Here is a 14116-nt window from a genome sequence, read left to right on the forward strand (position 1 = left end):
GGCTAACCGCTGATCCTTTTCTAACGCGCCCCACAAGGTTCGCTACGTGATCGAGTTTCAAAACGTCCACAAAACTTACCGCGTCGCCGGTAAGGATATTCCCGCCCTGCATCCGACCAGTCTGACGATTGAGAACGGTCAGGTCTTTGGCCTGATCGGCCATTCCGGTGCGGGAAAAAGTACCCTGCTGCGCCTGATCAACCGCCTGGAAAACTCCAGTGGCGGCAAGATCATCGTCGATGGCGAAGAAGTTACGGCGCTGGATGCCAATGGCCTGCGGCGTTTCCGTCAGCAGGTCGGGATGATTTTCCAGCACTTCAACCTGCTGGCGTCCAAGACCGTGGCCGATAACGTCGCGCTGCCGCTGACCCTCGCCGGTGAGCTGTCGCGTAGCGAAATCGACCAGCGTGTGGCGCAATTGCTGGCACGGGTTGGCCTGGCCGACCATGCGAAAAAATACCCGGCGCAACTGTCCGGTGGTCAGAAGCAGCGTGTCGGCATCGCCCGTGCCCTGGCAACCAAGCCGAAAATCCTGCTGTGCGATGAAGCCACCAGTGCTCTCGACCCACAGACCACGGCGTCGGTTCTGCAACTGCTGGCCGAGATCAATCGCGAGCTGAAGCTGACCATCGTCCTGATCACCCACGAGATGGACGTGATCCGTCGGGTCTGCGATCAGGTGGCGGTGATGGATGCCGGTGTGATCGTCGAGCAAGGTTCGGTGGCCGAGGTGTTCCTGCATCCCAAGCACCCGACCACCAAGCGCTTCGTCCAGGAAGACGAGCAGATCGACGAGAACGAACAGCGCGACGACTTCGCTCATGTGCCGGGCCGTATCGTGCGTCTGACCTTCCAGGGCGAAGCGACCTACGCACCATTGCTGGGTACCGTCGCCCGGGAAACGGGCGTGGACTACAGCATCCTGGCCGGTCGTATCGATCGCATCAAAGAGGTTCCCTACGGCCAGTTGACCCTGGCCGTTACCGGTGGCGACATGGAAGCGGCGTTTGCTCACTTCACCGCAGCTGATGTCCACATGGAGGTGCTGCGCTGATGGAAGTCCTGATGAGTTTCTTTGCCAATATCGACTGGTACGAAATCTGGCTGGCCGCCGGCGACACCCTGCTGATGCTTGGCGGTTCGCTGTTGTTCACCGTGCTGCTGGGGTTGCCGTTGGGCGTGCTGTTGTTCTTGTGCAGCCCGCGTCAGTTGCTGGAAGCCAAAGGCGTCTACGCGATGCTATCGCTGGTGGTGAACATTCTGCGTTCGCTGCCGTTCATCATTTTGCTGATCGTGATGATTCCGTTCACTGTGTTGATTACCGGCACTTCCCTTGGTGTCGCCGGTGCGATCCCACCGTTGGTGGTGGGCGCCACGCCGTTCTTCGCGCGACTGGTGGAAACCGCCCTGCGTGAAGTGGATCGCGGCATCATCGAAGCGACCCAGTCCATGGGCGCGACGACTCGTCAGATCATCACCAACGCCTTGCTGCCGGAGGCCCGTCCGGGCATCTTCGCGGCGATTACGGTGACAGCGATTACACTGGTGTCCTACACAGCGATGGCCGGTGTGGTCGGCGCTGGCGGCTTGGGCGACCTGGCGATCCGTTTCGGTTACCAGCGTTTCCAGACCGACGTGATGGTGGTCACCGTGGTGTTGCTGCTGGTGCTGGTTCAAGTGCTGCAAACCGTCGGCGACAAGCTGGTGGTTCATTTCTCCCGCAAATAAACAGTTCTCGTCACCAAGACATGAGCCGGCCATTCGCTGGCAGGCGCCGAAGACTGGCGCCTCACAAGGAGTTAGCTGAATGAAAAAACTACTCGTCGCATTCGCTGCCATTGCAGCCTTTTCCGCCCACGCTGCCGACACCCTGACCGTTGCGGCCACCCCGGTGCCCCACGCGGAAATCCTCGAGTTCGTTAAACCAGCCCTGGCCAAAGAGGGCGTGGACCTGAAAGTCAAAGTCTTCACCGACTACGTCCAGCCGAACGTGCAGGTGGCCGAGAAGCGTCTGGACGCCAACTTCTTCCAGCACCAACCGTACCTGGATGAATTTAACAAGGCCAAGGGCACTAACCTCGTCAGCGTTGCCGGTGTGCACCTGGAGCCGCTGGGCGCTTACTCCAGCAAGTACAAGAAACTGGAAGAGCTGCCAGGCGGCGCCAACGTGGTGATCCCGAACGACGCCACCAACGGCGGCCGTGCGCTGTTGCTGCTGGCAAAGGCTGGCCTGATCAAGTTGAAGGATTCGAACAACATCCTGTCGACCGTCAAGGACATCACTGAGAACACCAAGGACCTGAAATTCCGTGAACTGGAAGCCGCGACCATCCCGCGCGTGCTGACTCAGGTCGACCTGGCGCTGATCAACACCAACTACGCGCTGGAAGCCAAGCTCGATCCGTCCAAGGACGCGCTGGTCATCGAAGGCAGCGACTCGCCGTACGTGAACATCCTCGTTGCCCGTCCGGACGACAAGGACAGCGCGGCAATGCAGAAACTGGTTGCTGCCCTGCACAGCCCGGAAGTGAAAGCCTTCATTCTCGAGAAGTACAAAGGCGCGGTATTGCCGGCGTTCTGATCTGAAGCTTTAACGAAAAAAATGGGGCGCATTGAATGCGCCCCATTTTTTTGCCTGAAACACCGCAGCTATGGTGCTTATTGACGGTTGAGCATCACCGGCAACTGCGCCACCAGTTTCTGGTTATTCAGCGGTGCACGAATGAACCCGCGTTGAGTCCCGTCCGGTCCGATCACCGCCAGGTTGCCGCTGTGGTCGACGGTGTAGTTCGGCTTGCTGGTGTCCGCCGGAATGAACGGAATGCTCACCGCGTTGGCCATTTTCTGAAGGTCTTCGACCGAGGCTGCGGTCAGCCCGATGAATTGCGGATCGAAGTAGCCCAGGTACTGCTTGAGTTGCTTGGGCGTATCGCGGTTCGGGTCGACGCTGACCAGGATGACCTGCAACTTGTTCACCGCATCCGCCGGCAGTTCACTCTTGATCTGCCGCAGCTGGGCGAGGGTGGTCGGGCAGATGTCCGGGCAGAAGGTGTAGCCGAAGAACAGCAAACTCCACTTGCCTTTCAGTTCGTTGATCGCCACTGGCTTGCCGTCCTGATCGGTCATCTTCACGTCCGGCAGATTGCGGCTTTGGGGCAGCAAGATGATCCCTGCATCGATCAGCGCCGTCGGGTCGCCCTGGTTTTTCCCGGTCAGTACTTTATTGACGGTCAGGCCCAGGATCAGCGCAATCAGGGCAACGAGGATGAAGACGGTTTTCTGGGTTCGAGTCATAGGATCAACAGTAAGTAGTGGTCTACGAGCAGCGCGATAAACAGCAGGAACAAGTAGTAGATAGAGTACTTGAACGTGTTGATCGCCGCGTGCGGTCGAGTGCCACGGTACAGCACCACGGCCCATTGCAGAAACCTGGCGCCCAGTAAAAGGGCACACATCAGGTAGAGCACGCCGCTCATGTGGATCACGTAGGGCATCAGGCTGACGGCCAGCAACGCAAAGGTATAAAGCAGGATGTGGACTTTGGTGTAGTGCTCGCCATGGGTCACCGGCAGCATCGGAATGTCAGCCTTGGCGTATTCCTCCTTGCGGTGAATCGCCAGCGCCCAGAAGTGCGGCGGGGTCCAGGCGAAGATGATCAGCACCAGCAACAATGGTTCGGCGCCGACATGACCGGTGGCGGCGGTCCAACCGAGCAGTGGCGGGGCAGCTCCGGCGAGGCCACCGATGACGATGTTCTGCGGCGTCGCGCGTTTCAGAAAACCGGTGTAGACCACGGCATAACCGAGCAAGGAGGCGAGGGTCAGCCACGCTGTCAGCGGGTTGGTGAAGGTCAGCAGCAAGGCCTGGCCGAGCATCGCCAGTATCAGGGCGAAGGTCAGCGCGGCGGCTGGAGATACCCGGCCTTCGGCCAGGGGCCGTTTGTGGGTCCGGGCCATGACCGCGTCGATGCGCCGGTCCACCACATGATTGACCGCCGCGGCACCGCCGGCACACAGGGCGATCCCCAGATTGCCGAACACCAGCACCGTCCATGGCACCCCGGCGCGGGTCGCGAGAAACATGCCGACCAGCGAGGTGATGAGCATCAGCACCACCACTTTCGGCTTGGTCAGTTCCAGGTAGTCTCGCCAGATGGCCTGACTGTGACGTTCGCCGATCAGAGTCGCCATGGCATCTCTCCTTTTATTGTTATGGGCCCGGCCGAGTGTTTACGCAGGCGTAGACGCCAGCGCCGAGGGGGCTGATGCTTGACCCGAACCAGGCTGGTTCGCGCGTGATAATTGACCAGCACCATCGTCAGCAACAGCGCCGCACCGCCGGCGTTGTGGGCGACGGCCACCGGCAGCGGCAAGTGGAACACCACGTTGCTGATGCCCAGGGTGATTTGTGCGGCAAGGGCGATCAGCACCATGACGGCCAGGCGCGTCATGCCGACGACCTTCAGTTGCCAGGCCAGACCGAGCAGAACAAAGGTGACCAGTAACGCGCCGATGCGGTGAGTCAGGTGAATCGCGGTGCGGGCATCGCTGTCCAGTTGCCCGCCCAGATAATTCGGACCGATGTGTTGGGTCAGGTGAAAGCCGTTGGCGAAATCAGCCGGTGGCAGCCATTGGCCGTGGCAGGTCGGAAAGTCAATGCAGGCTACTGCTGCGTAATTAGAGCTGACCCAGCCACCGAGGGCGATCTGCCCGATCACCAGCAGCAAGCCGGCGGTTGCCCAGTATTGCAAACGCCGAGGCACAGTCAGCGCCGGCAATACGCCGGACAGGCGCAAGGTCAGCAGAAACAACAGGCTCAAGGTCGCAAAACCACCGAGCAAATGTCCGGTGACCACTTGCGGCCAAAGCTTGAGCGTCACCGTCCACATGCCGAAAGCCGCTTGGCCAATGACCAACGCCAGCAAGAACAGCGGCAACTTCACCGGCTGCCCCGGATGATGACGATGGACCCAGGCGCGGCCCGCCAGCACCGCGATCAGCAGCCCCAGCGTGCCGGCGAAGTAGCGATGGACCATTTCGTTCCAGCCCTTGTGGGCTTCCACCGGGGTGTCTGGAAAATGCAGTTCGGCATGAGCCAGCTGGGCTTCGCTTTGCGGCACGCTGATAAAACCGTAGCAGCCGGGCCAGTCCGGGCAGCCGAGGCCGGCGTGGGTCAGGCGAGTGTAAGCGCCGAGCAACACCACAATCAGTGCCAGCAAGGTGGCAAACAGCGCGAGGCGAAATCCAGGTTTGGCCATGACGATGCCCTTATCCGATGTTCGACAGTTTCAGCAGGTGGCGCAGGTCGTTGAGCAGATCCTTGCCCTTCACCGTCGGGTCGTAACGCAGCACCAGATTGCCGTGAGGGTCGATGATCCACAGGTGCGGCGTGTCATTGCTCTGCGCGCCTTTGATGTAGGACGGCAGGTCCAATGAATAGCGTTGCAACTGTGGGTACTCGCGTTGAAGTTTAGTCTCGTAATCACTGTTCAGCGGCTGCGCGATGGCCAGCGCATGGCTGGCACGGGCGGCATCGCGACCGAGGCCGATCTGGATCTGCCGCGCCAGATAAACCAGCTGCTGGCAATCCACCGAGCAGTCCTTGGGCGCCGTCACCAGCAACTGCCAGCGGTCTTCCTGCACCTGTACGCCAATGTCGGCGCGAGTCTGGCCGTTGCCGATCAGTTCACCGTGATAACTGCGGCCTTCGGGTACCCAGAACTGCAATTTGTACATGCCGGTGGCGAGGATCATCGGACCGATCACCCCCAATAGGATCAGCAGCAACTGCAAGCGTCCGCGCCGCCGATTCACCGGTGTTTTCGCCTCAGACATGCCGGGTGGATTCATGGCCACTCCCATTATTGTTCTCCTTTGCGTTGTGCCATCCGAGATAGAGATAAAGGCCGAACAGCGCGATCGCCAGGGCGAACCACTGCACGGCGTAAGCCAGGTGCTTTTCCGGCCCCATGGCCACCACCGGCCAATCGGCCCGGTAGGTCGCAGGGCCACTTTGCGCGCGTAATTCGTAGGCGAAACCGTCACGTTCAAGCGCCGTCCACAGCCTGGCCGGTTCAACGGCGGTGATCAGTTGTGGCCAGGTCGTGGCGTTGGGGTCAGCGTGCAACTGGAACGTTGCGCCGGGGGAGACATAGACCCAGGCGTCGAGGCTCAACACCTGAGTTGGTGTGGTGAATGACGGCGGTGTGCGCCGATCCGGCCACGGCAGCCAGCCGCGATTGACCAGCAACCAGAGCCCGGTGGCCTGATCCTGAAACGGTTGCAACAGCTCGACCCCGACCTTGCCGTCGCGCTGCCGGTTATCCAGCAGCAGGCTGTGTTCGGCATCGAACTGGCCGTGCAGGCGAACCCGGCGGAAGGCCGGATCTGCGGTGTGTTGCAGTTCGGTGCTGGCCATCGGTTCGGCGGCCCGGCGCTCGGCGTAATTTTGCAGCAGCGCGCTTTTTTCCGCGCCCCGGCTCAACTGCCAGAACCCGAGCGACACCAGCAAGGGCAGCAGCACCGCGACCACCAGAGTCGGCACAAGGCCCAGCCGGAAGCGCTTCATGGCGTCGCCAGAAAGTCGGTCATCGCGATAGCTATACTCACATGCATCGCCTGTCCCCCGGAGTGTCACCATGCTCAAAGCAGCCATCGTCCTGATGCTGATTGCCACGGTTGTCAGCCTGTTCAGCGGCCTGTTTTTTCTGGTCAAGGACGACAGCAGCTCGAATCGCCTGGTCATCGCCTTGAGTATTCGTGTTGCGCTGGCCGCCATTACTGTCGGCTTGATCGCCTGGGGTTTTTTCAGCGGCCAGCTGGTGTCCCACGTGCCTTGGTAGTCATGAGTACCAGGCTCAAAGTACGTAGACGAAAACGAACAACCCGATCCACACCACATCCACAAAGTGCCAGTACCAGGTCGCCGCCTCGAAGCCGAAATGGTGGTCTGCATTGAAGTGCCCGCGCATGATGCGCATCAGCATCACGAACAGAATGATGGTGCCGATGGTCACGTGGGCACCGTGGAAACCGGTGAGCATGAAGAACGTTGCGCCGTAGATACCGGAACCCAGGGTCAGGCCCAGCTCGTGGTAGGCGTGCAGGTATTCTTTGGCTTGAAAGCCCAGGAAGCCGCAACCGAGCAACACGGTCAGTGCCAGCCAGATTTTCAGCGCCCCGCGATGGCCTTTCTTCAAGGCGTGGTGAGCGATGGTCACGGTGACGCTGGAACTCACCAGCAGCACGGTGTTGAGCAGAGGCAGGCCCCAGGGGCTGATGACTTCCTTGGGGGGAGGAAAGAGTTTCGAGTCCGGGTTGTTCAGCAGCGGCCAGGTGAACTCGAACGTCGGCCACAGCATGTGGGCGATGCCTTTGGTGCCTTCACCACCCAGTGCCGGGCCCGCGATGTTGCGCACATAAAACAGCGCACCGAAAAAGGCCAGGAAGAACATCACCTCCGAGAAAATGAACCAGCTCATGCCCCAGCGGAACGAGCGGTCGAGTTGCGGGCTGTACAACCCCGCGCGACTTTCCTTGACCACCGTCCCGAACCAGCCGAACAGCATGTAGGCCAGCAGCAGTCCGCCGACGAAAAAGATCAGCGGGCCATGGGATTCCGGCCGCGCAGCCTTCAGGTCATTGAACCAGGTGCCCAGGCCGAACACCGTGACCAGCATGCCGACCGTGGCGATGATCGGCCATTTGCTCTGGGCTGGAACGTAATAATGTTCATGAGTTGCCATTTATTGTTCTCCTTATCGGGCACGCTTTAACGCCTAGCCACCTGTGCTTGCTGCAACAGCTACAGGCGGATGACGTGCGGTGATATCGAACAGCGTGTAGGACAGCGTCAGGTGCTTCACATCCTTGGGCATGTCGCGGTCAACGATGAACCGTACTGGCATCTCGATGCGTTGACCGGGCTGCAGCACTTGCTGGGTAAAGCAGAAACATTCGGTCTTGTGGAAGTACGCCGCGGCTGCACTCGGCGCGATACTCGGCACCGCCTGGGCGCTCATCGGCCGGTCGGTGGGGTTGTGGGCGATAAAAATCATCTCGTTCACCGCCCCGGGGTGCGCGGTCAGCTCATCCGTCTTGGGATAGAAATCCCAGGGCATGTCAGCGGCGTTGGTCGACAGAAACTGCACGCGAACCTGCCGCGAGGCGTCGACCGTTTGCTCGCCTTCATACTGCCCGGCGGTTTTGCCATTGATGCCGAATGCCTTGCACATCACGTCGTAGATCGGTACCAGGGCAAAGCCGAAGACAAACATCGCCGCCACCACCAGCAACAGGCGGGTGACCAGCTTCTTCATCGAGATCGAGTCAGCCATGGCTTCGAACCTTTACGCATAACCCGCTAGGAGCAGGCCCTTGTGGCGAGGGAGCTTGCTCCCGCTGGGTCGCGAAGCGGCCCCAAAAGTTTTGCGTCTGCTTCGCAGCCGAGCGGGAGCAAGCTCCCTCGCCACAAAAGCTCGCTTCCACAAAGGCCAGGGCGTTCATTTCACTTCCGGCGGTGTGGTGAAGGTGTGATACGGCGCGGGCGATGGAATGCTCCATTCCAGCCCTTCGGCACCATCCCACGGCTTGGCCGGTGCCGGCTCGCCGCCGCGAATGGTCTTGATCACGATGAACAGGAAGAAGATCTGCGTGGCACCAAACATGAACGCGCCGATCGACGACACCATGTTGAAATCGGCGAACTGCAGGTTGTAGTCCGGAATCCGCCGCGGCATGCCCGCCAGGCCCACGAAGTGCATCGGGAAGAACGCCATGTTCATGCCGATGAAAGACAGCCAGAAGTGCAGCTTGCCGAGGGTTTCGTCGTACATGTGGCCGGTCCACTTTGGCAGCCAGAAGTAAGCCGAGGCGAAGATCCCGAAGATCGCCCCCGGCACCAGCACGTAATGGAAGTGCGCGACCACGAAGTAGGTGTCCTGGTACTGGAAGTCCGCCGGGGCGATGGCCAGCATCAACCCGGAGAATCCGCCAATGGAGAACAGGATCACGAACGCCACGGCGAACAGCATCGGCGTCTCGAAGGTCAGCGAGCCTTGCCACATGGTGCTGGCCCAGTTGAACACCTTCACGCCGGTCGGTACCGCGATCAGCAGGGTGGCGTACATGAAGAACAACTCGCCCACCAGCGGAATGCCGACCACGAACATGTGGTGCGCCCAGACGATGAATGACAGGAAGGCAATACTGGCCGTGGCATAGACCATCGAGGTGTAGCCAAACAGCGGCTTGCGCGAGAACGCCGGAATGATCGAGCTGACGGCACCGAAGGCCGGCAGGATCATGATGTACACCTCGGGGTGACCGAAGAACCAGAACACGTGCTGGAACAGCACCGGGTCTCCGCCACCGGCGGCACTGAAGAAACTGGTGCCGAAGTGGATGTCCATCAGCATCATGGTCACGCAGCCGGCCAGTACCGGCATCACCGCGATCAGCAGGAACGCGGTGATCAGCCAGGTCCAGACGAACAGCGGCATTTTCATCAACGTCATGCCGGGGGCGCGCAGGTTGAGGATGGTCGCGATCACGTTGATCGCGCCCATGATCGAACTGATCCCCATCAAGTGGATGGCGAAGATGAAGAACGTCACGCTTTCCGGCGCGTAGGTGGTCGACAGCGGTGCGTAGAAGGTCCAGCCGAAGTTCGGCCCGCCACCGGGGGTGAACAGGGTCGATACCAGCAGCAGGAACGCCGCCGGCAACAGCCAGAAGCTGAAGTTGTTCATTCGCGGCAGGGCCATGTCCGGCGCGCCGATCATCAACGGGATCATCCAGTTGGCGAGGCCGACGAAGGCCGGCATCACCGCGCCGAAGACCATCACCAGACCGTGCATGGTGGTCATCTGGTTGAAGAACGCCGGTTCGACGATTTGCAATCCCGGCTGGAACAGCTCGGCGCGAATCACCATGGCGAACGAGCCGCCGAGCAGAAACATGGTGAATGCAAACCACAGGTACAGCGTGCCGATATCCTTGTGGTTGGTAGTCAACACCCAACGCATCAGGCCTTTGGCAGGGCCGTGGGCGTGGGCGGTATCGGTATGAACATGGTCATCGACTACAACAGTCATGTCCTGTCTCCTGCAAACGGCTGGGCTGGGCGAACCGGGACGTCATGCCCCGACCGATTCCTTGAGTACGCAATAGACCGGGTCATTTGCTTTCCGCCTGTTTCAGCTCCAGCACTTCTTTAGGGGTGACCATGTCGCCTTTGTTGTTGCCCCAGGCGTTACGTTCGTAGGTCACGACCGCCGCGATATCGACTTCCGAGAGCTGCTTGCCGAACGCCGCCATCGCGGTGCCGGGCTTGCCATGGAAAACCAGGCTCAGGTGAGCCTCTTTCGGCCCGGTGGCGATTTTCGAGCCCTTGAGTGCCGGGAACATCGGCGGCAGGCCCTGGCCTTCGGCCTGGTGACAGGCCACGCAAGTGGTGTGATAAATCTTGTCGCCGCGCTCCTTGAGCTCGTCGAGGGTCCATTCCTTGCTGGTCAGCTCTTTGAGTTGCGCGGCTTCCGCCTTGCGCTCGCCCAGCCATTTTTCGTAGTCGGCCTTTTCCTTGACCTCGACCACGATCGGCATGAAGCCGTGGTCCTTGCCGCACAGCTCGGCGCACTGGCCACGGTAGATGCCGGGCTTGTCGACACGGGTCCAGGATTCATTGACGAAGCCCGGAATCGCATCGCGCTTGACTGCGAAGGCCGGCACCCACCAAGAGTGGATGACGTCGGCGGAGGTCACCAGAAAACGCACCTTGGCACCGATCGGCAGCACCAGTGGCTTGTCGACCTCCAGCAGGTAATGTTCGCCCTTGGCTTCCTTGTTGTGGATCTGATCGGCGGGGGTAGTCAGGTTGCTGAAAAATTCGACGTCCTGACCCAGGTATTTGTAATGCCACTTCCACTGATAGCCGGTGACCTGGATATCGATATCCGGCTCAGTGTTGTCGTACATCTTGATCAGTGTGGCGGTTGCGGGGACCGCCATGGCCACCAGAATAAGCAGGGGCACGATGGTCCAGAGGATTTCAACGGTGGTGCTTTCATGAAATTTTGCGGCCACCTGCCCGGTCGAGCGGCGGTGGATCATCATCGACCAGAACATGGCGCCGAAGACGATGATGCCGATCACCACACAGATCCAGAAAATGGTCATGTGCAGATCGAATACTGCGTGACTGATCTCAGTCGCTCCAGGCGCCATATTGACAGTCCAGGCCGCTTGCGCCTGACTGAAAATCGACCACAACAGGAGGCCCATCCAGACATGTGGATGTCGCATCATTGCGGGTTCCCCTTATCGTTCTTGTTATCCCGTAGGCGTAACGCCTGCGGCAAGGGAGCGGCTTTTTCAGACCACGAACTTGAATCGCCGAGCCTTGCTGCATATGCAGTCGGGTGTCATCAGCTAACTCCATTCAGAACCGAGTATAGACAGCGAGTGCCACCTCGCAACGCGATGGGGTAAATCAGCTGAAACAGGTTGGACTTGCGTTCCAGGTCACGAATGGAGAAGGATGCAGACGAGTGGTGGCAAATCGATATAACGCAGGCGTCTCAAGAATGAAATAATTATGACAAATGCGTCTTAGCCTTTTTCCTGAGCCAGCTAAGTTATGTCTTCCCTATTTCATTGCCTTTGTTTCCTGGAGTTTTCATGAACACCGCCGCATTGCGCGAGCAGATCCAAAAAGCCCTGCAACACGAGGCCGAGACCGGCCTGCTGACTCGTCAGCTTGAAACCCAACTGCCGCACCTTCACTCCGCCATCCAATTGCCGGATGTCGACGCCAACGGCGTGATGACGCGTTTTGTGGCCGCGTATATAGAACAAGTGCCAGACCTGCTGGATGCAGCCAATGAAGTCGCCAGGGAAGCGGGCATCGAATCGCAGATCAAGCCGGTGCTGACAATCGCCGAGCAGTTCTTCCTCCAGCCGCCGGCGATCATGGCCGGTCACGTTGGCCTGGACAGCCTGCTGGACGAAGCTTATCTGGCGCACCGCCTGGTCGAAGAGGTCAACGACCTGTACATCAAGCATTTTGGCCAGCCATTGATCCCCTTGGACATGACTGTCGCCAACCTGATTGCCCACCAATTGATTGGCGAGGAATTTGCCAACCAACTGGATGAGGCGGTGCATCACGCCGTGGACGAGATGCTTGACGATGAAAGTTTCGCGCTGGAGTCGGTGGAGGCCTACCGCGAGAAACTCAACAGCCCGGACACCGGCGCCGCGTGGAAGCGCTGGCCGTGCCTGTCGCGCCAATTGGGCGTGGAACTGGAGCTGGATCAGCCAGCGGCTTGATCCAACGGTAAGAACCGAATACCTGTGTGGCGAGCTTGTGGCGAGGGGGCTTGCCCCCGTTGGGCCGCGGAGCGGCCCCAAAAGCTTTGCGACTGCTTCGCAGCCGAACGGGGGCGAGCCCCCTCGCCACAGAAGCTCGCTCCCACACTGTTATCTATCCGGCGGAACCTACGCCCGTCGTGGTCCGCAACCGTCCTTCCAATCTGCGCTTCAACCCCCGCGCTTCAATCAACAGCTTCGAACCCTTGGCCGCATTGGCCCGGCCCCACTCCTCCAGCAACTCAAGGCACGAGTGATCGATGTAGCTCAGGTTATTGAGCGGCACATGCACCGTCGCGCCTGCCGGGATGCTCCCCAGCACCTGGGTCAACGCCGGCACCTTGAGGAAGGTCGCCGCCCCCACCAGTCGAAGTTCCATCTCGCCGTCCGCCGGCAGATCGATCAGGCTGATTTTCAGTCGCGAAGCCTTCCAGGCCAGTTTGGCCAACGTCAGGCCGAAGCCGATCAGCACACCGGTCAGCAGGTCGGTGAAGATGATTGCCAGTGCGGTCGCCGCATAGGTGAACATCGGCATCCGGCCATAACGGCCCAGGCCGCGAAAGGCCTTGAGGTCTACCAGTTTGAAACCGGTGTAAACCAGCACGCCCGCCAGACTCGCCACCGGAATGCTTTGCAGCACGCTCGATAGCAGCAGCACGAAAGCCAGCAGCCACAGGCCATGGAACACTGTCGACAGACGGGTGGTGGCGCCGGCTTGAACGTTGGCCGAGCTGCGTACGATCACCCCGGTCATCGGCAGCGCGCCGAGCAGACCACACAACATGTTGCCCACACCTTGTGCCGACAATTCGCGGTCGAAGTCCGAGCGTTGACCGCTGTGCATGCGATCCACGGCGGCGGCCGAGAGCAGGGTTTCGGCGCTGGCGATAAAGGCCACGGCGAAGGCGGCGATCAGCAGGGTTGGGTCAGCCAGGTTGAGCAGATCCGCCGGACGTAGCCAATCGATGGCCTCCGCGAGGTTAGCCGGGACCTCCACACGTTTGACCTGCAAGGCGAGCGCCAGGCTGACGATCGTTGCCAGGCCGACCCCGAGCAATGCACCGGGAACGAAACGCAGGGAATGCGGGCGGAATTTTTCCCACAGCCACATCACGGCAATGGTCGACAGCCCGAGCAAGCCCGCCTGCCAGCCAAACGAAGGCAAAGCCTGAATCACCGCAGCGGGGAAAGCCGCCAGGTTATCCAGCCCCGAGGGCTTGGGCACGGCATCGAGCATTACGTGCACCTGTGACAGCACGATCAACACACCGATACCGGCGAGCATGCCGTACACCACAGCCGGCGCCGTGACCCGAAACCAGCAACCCAGTTTCAAACGCCCGGCCACCAATTGCAGAAAACCCGCCAGCAGCAGGATCGGCCCGAGCATGGCGATACCATGCTGGCGCACCAGTTCGAACACCAATACCGCCAGACCCGCCGCCGGGCCGCTGACTTGCAACGGTGAACCGGCAAGCCAGCCAACTACCAGCCCACCGATGATGCCGGTGATCAGGCCTTTGGCCGGTGGCAGCCCGGAGGCGATGGCGATGCCCATGCACAAAGGCAGGGCAACCAGAAACACAACCACCGAAGCCAGCAGCTCCCGTGGCAGAACAGCTTTTAATTGAGCGGCACGCATGGTGACTCTCCCGAAGTTTTCTTCAGGCATGGCAAAGCCGGGCTGCCTGATCAGCAGCCTCGGCTAAACCACACAGGGATCTGTTGACCTGTCTCGCAAACGTTGTTGT

General features: G+C 60.3%; 15 protein-coding genes. 5 read left to right on the top strand and 10 right to left on the bottom strand.

Translation table 11 applies throughout. The features are described 5' to 3' along the window. Positions 1-46: 46 nt before the first annotated feature. From LOY36_RS00325 to LOY36_RS00335, 3 genes are all read left to right on the top strand, one after another. Positions 47-1054, top strand: a complete 1008-nt coding sequence (locus LOY36_RS00325) for a methionine ABC transporter ATP-binding protein (protein ID WP_007940716.1) — start codon at positions 47-49, stop codon at positions 1052-1054. Then, positions 1054-1728 carry a methionine ABC transporter permease gene (locus LOY36_RS00330; protein WP_258671821.1) on the top strand — a complete coding sequence of 225 codons (675 nt, stop codon included), beginning with the start codon at positions 1054-1056 and terminating at the stop codon, positions 1726-1728. The genes LOY36_RS00325 and LOY36_RS00330 overlap by 1 nt, the downstream gene beginning before the upstream one ends. 79 nt (positions 1729-1807) lie before the next feature. Next, positions 1808-2581: a MetQ/NlpA family ABC transporter substrate-binding protein gene (locus LOY36_RS00335; RefSeq protein ID WP_258671822.1), complete on the top strand. Its 774-nt coding sequence runs from the start codon at positions 1808-1810 to the stop codon at positions 2579-2581. A 77-nt stretch (positions 2582-2658) separates the two neighbouring features. Here LOY36_RS00335 and LOY36_RS00340 read toward each other — a convergent pair whose 3' ends face one another. From LOY36_RS00340 to LOY36_RS00360, 5 genes are read right to left on the bottom strand one after another with little or no spacing between them, the layout of a single operon-like run. After that, the gene (locus tag LOY36_RS00340) at positions 2659-3294 is read right to left on the bottom strand and encodes an SCO family protein (protein ID WP_019651205.1); all 636 of its coding nucleotides are present in this window, start codon (positions 3292-3294) and stop codon (positions 2659-2661) included. Then, a complete protein-coding gene (cyoE, locus tag LOY36_RS00345) occupies positions 3291-4190 on the bottom strand; it encodes a heme o synthase (protein WP_018927265.1) in 900 nt (299 codons plus the stop codon). Before cyoE ends, LOY36_RS00340 begins: the two co-directional genes overlap by 4 nt. Beyond that, a complete protein-coding gene (locus LOY36_RS00350; protein WP_258671823.1) occupies positions 4178-5257 on the bottom strand; it encodes a heme A synthase in 1080 nt (359 codons plus the stop codon). The genes cyoE and LOY36_RS00350 overlap by 13 nt, the downstream gene beginning before the upstream one ends. Before the next feature lie 10 nt (positions 5258-5267). Beyond that, on the bottom strand, positions 5268-5861 hold the full coding sequence (locus tag LOY36_RS00355; protein ID WP_026346030.1) for a hypothetical protein: 594 nt from the start codon (positions 5859-5861) through the stop codon (positions 5268-5270). Then, on the bottom strand, positions 5827-6567 hold the full coding sequence (locus tag LOY36_RS00360; protein WP_258671824.1) for an SURF1 family protein: 741 nt from the start codon (positions 6565-6567) through the stop codon (positions 5827-5829). The genes LOY36_RS00355 and LOY36_RS00360 overlap by 35 nt, the downstream gene beginning before the upstream one ends. A 70-nt stretch (positions 6568-6637) precedes the next feature. On the opposite strand from LOY36_RS00360, the gene LOY36_RS00365 reads away from it, so the two are divergent. After that, positions 6638-6841 carry a twin transmembrane helix small protein gene (locus tag LOY36_RS00365; RefSeq protein WP_018927261.1) on the top strand — a complete coding sequence of 68 codons (204 nt, stop codon included), beginning with the start codon at positions 6638-6640 and terminating at the stop codon, positions 6839-6841. A 15-nt stretch (positions 6842-6856) separates the two neighbouring features. On the opposite strand, the gene LOY36_RS00370 is transcribed toward LOY36_RS00365, so the two are convergent. From LOY36_RS00370 to coxB, 4 genes are all read right to left on the bottom strand, one after another. Next, on the bottom strand, positions 6857-7744 hold the full coding sequence (locus LOY36_RS00370; protein ID WP_019580291.1) for a cytochrome c oxidase subunit 3: 888 nt from the start codon (positions 7742-7744) through the stop codon (positions 6857-6859). A 33-nt stretch (positions 7745-7777) separates the two neighbouring features. Beyond that, complete coding sequence (locus LOY36_RS00375) at positions 7778-8335, bottom strand: cytochrome c oxidase assembly protein (RefSeq protein WP_018927259.1); 558 nt, start codon at positions 8333-8335, stop codon at positions 7778-7780. Between the two features lie 165 nt (positions 8336-8500). Continuing rightward, positions 8501-10093 carry a cytochrome c oxidase subunit I gene (gene ctaD / locus LOY36_RS00380; RefSeq protein WP_018927258.1) on the bottom strand — a complete coding sequence of 531 codons (1593 nt, stop codon included), beginning with the start codon at positions 10091-10093 and terminating at the stop codon, positions 8501-8503. An 82-nt stretch (positions 10094-10175) separates the two neighbouring features. Further along, a complete protein-coding gene (gene coxB, locus LOY36_RS00385) occupies positions 10176-11303 on the bottom strand; it encodes a cytochrome c oxidase subunit II (RefSeq protein ID WP_019580289.1) in 1128 nt (375 codons plus the stop codon). A gap of 372 nt (positions 11304-11675) precedes the next feature. Here coxB and LOY36_RS00390 point away from each other — a divergent pair, with 372 nt between their 5' ends. Continuing rightward, positions 11676-12326 (top strand): hypothetical protein, encoded by a 651-nt coding sequence (locus tag LOY36_RS00390; protein WP_019580288.1) that lies wholly within the window; start codon positions 11676-11678, stop codon positions 12324-12326. Between the two features lie 154 nt (positions 12327-12480). On the opposite strand, the gene LOY36_RS00395 is transcribed toward LOY36_RS00390, so the two are convergent. Then, positions 12481-14007 (bottom strand): SulP family inorganic anion transporter, encoded by a 1527-nt coding sequence (locus LOY36_RS00395; RefSeq protein ID WP_258671826.1) that lies wholly within the window; start codon positions 14005-14007, stop codon positions 12481-12483. Positions 14008-14116 lie beyond the last annotated feature (109 nt).

Source organism: Pseudomonas sp. B21-019 (assembly GCF_024749225.1).
Classification (GTDB): Bacteria; Pseudomonadota; Gammaproteobacteria; order Pseudomonadales; family Pseudomonadaceae; genus Aquipseudomonas.

Bases quoted from the DNA above. Each gene is read 5' to 3' on its own strand.
- LOY36_RS00330 (WP_258671821.1), top strand. From the start codon at position 1,054: ATGGAAGTCCTGATGAGTTTCTTTGCCAATATCGACTGGTACGAAATC.
- LOY36_RS00335 (WP_258671822.1), top strand. From the start codon at position 1,808: ATGAAAAAACTACTCGTCGCATTCGCTGCCATTGCAGCCTTTTCCGCC.
- LOY36_RS00390 (WP_019580288.1), top strand. From the start codon at position 11,676: ATGAACACCGCCGCATTGCGCGAGCAGATCCAAAAAGCCCTGCAACAC.
- LOY36_RS00365 (WP_018927261.1), top strand. From the start codon at position 6,638: ATGCTCAAAGCAGCCATCGTCCTGATGCTGATTGCCACGGTTGTCAGC.
- LOY36_RS00375 (WP_018927259.1), bottom strand. From the start codon at position 8,335: ATGGCTGACTCGATCTCGATGAAGAAGCTGGTCACCCGCCTGTTGCTG.
- LOY36_RS00360 (WP_258671824.1), bottom strand. From the start codon at position 6,567: ATGAAGCGCTTCCGGCTGGGCCTTGTGCCGACTCTGGTGGTCGCGGTG.
- ctaD (WP_018927258.1), bottom strand. From the start codon at position 10,093: ATGACTGTTGTAGTCGATGACCATGTTCATACCGATACCGCCCACGCC.
- LOY36_RS00340 (WP_019651205.1), bottom strand. From the start codon at position 3,294: ATGACTCGAACCCAGAAAACCGTCTTCATCCTCGTTGCCCTGATTGCG.
- cyoE (WP_018927265.1), bottom strand. From the start codon at position 4,190: ATGGCGACTCTGATCGGCGAACGTCACAGTCAGGCCATCTGGCGAGAC.
- LOY36_RS00355 (WP_026346030.1), bottom strand. From the start codon at position 5,861: ATGGGAGTGGCCATGAATCCACCCGGCATGTCTGAGGCGAAAACACCG.
- coxB (WP_019580289.1), bottom strand. From the start codon at position 11,303: ATGATGCGACATCCACATGTCTGGATGGGCCTCCTGTTGTGGTCGATT.
- LOY36_RS00350 (WP_258671823.1), bottom strand. From the start codon at position 5,257: ATGGCCAAACCTGGATTTCGCCTCGCGCTGTTTGCCACCTTGCTGGCA.
- LOY36_RS00395 (WP_258671826.1), bottom strand. From the start codon at position 14,007: ATGCGTGCCGCTCAATTAAAAGCTGTTCTGCCACGGGAGCTGCTGGCT.
- LOY36_RS00370 (WP_019580291.1), bottom strand. From the start codon at position 7,744: ATGGCAACTCATGAACATTATTACGTTCCAGCCCAGAGCAAATGGCCG.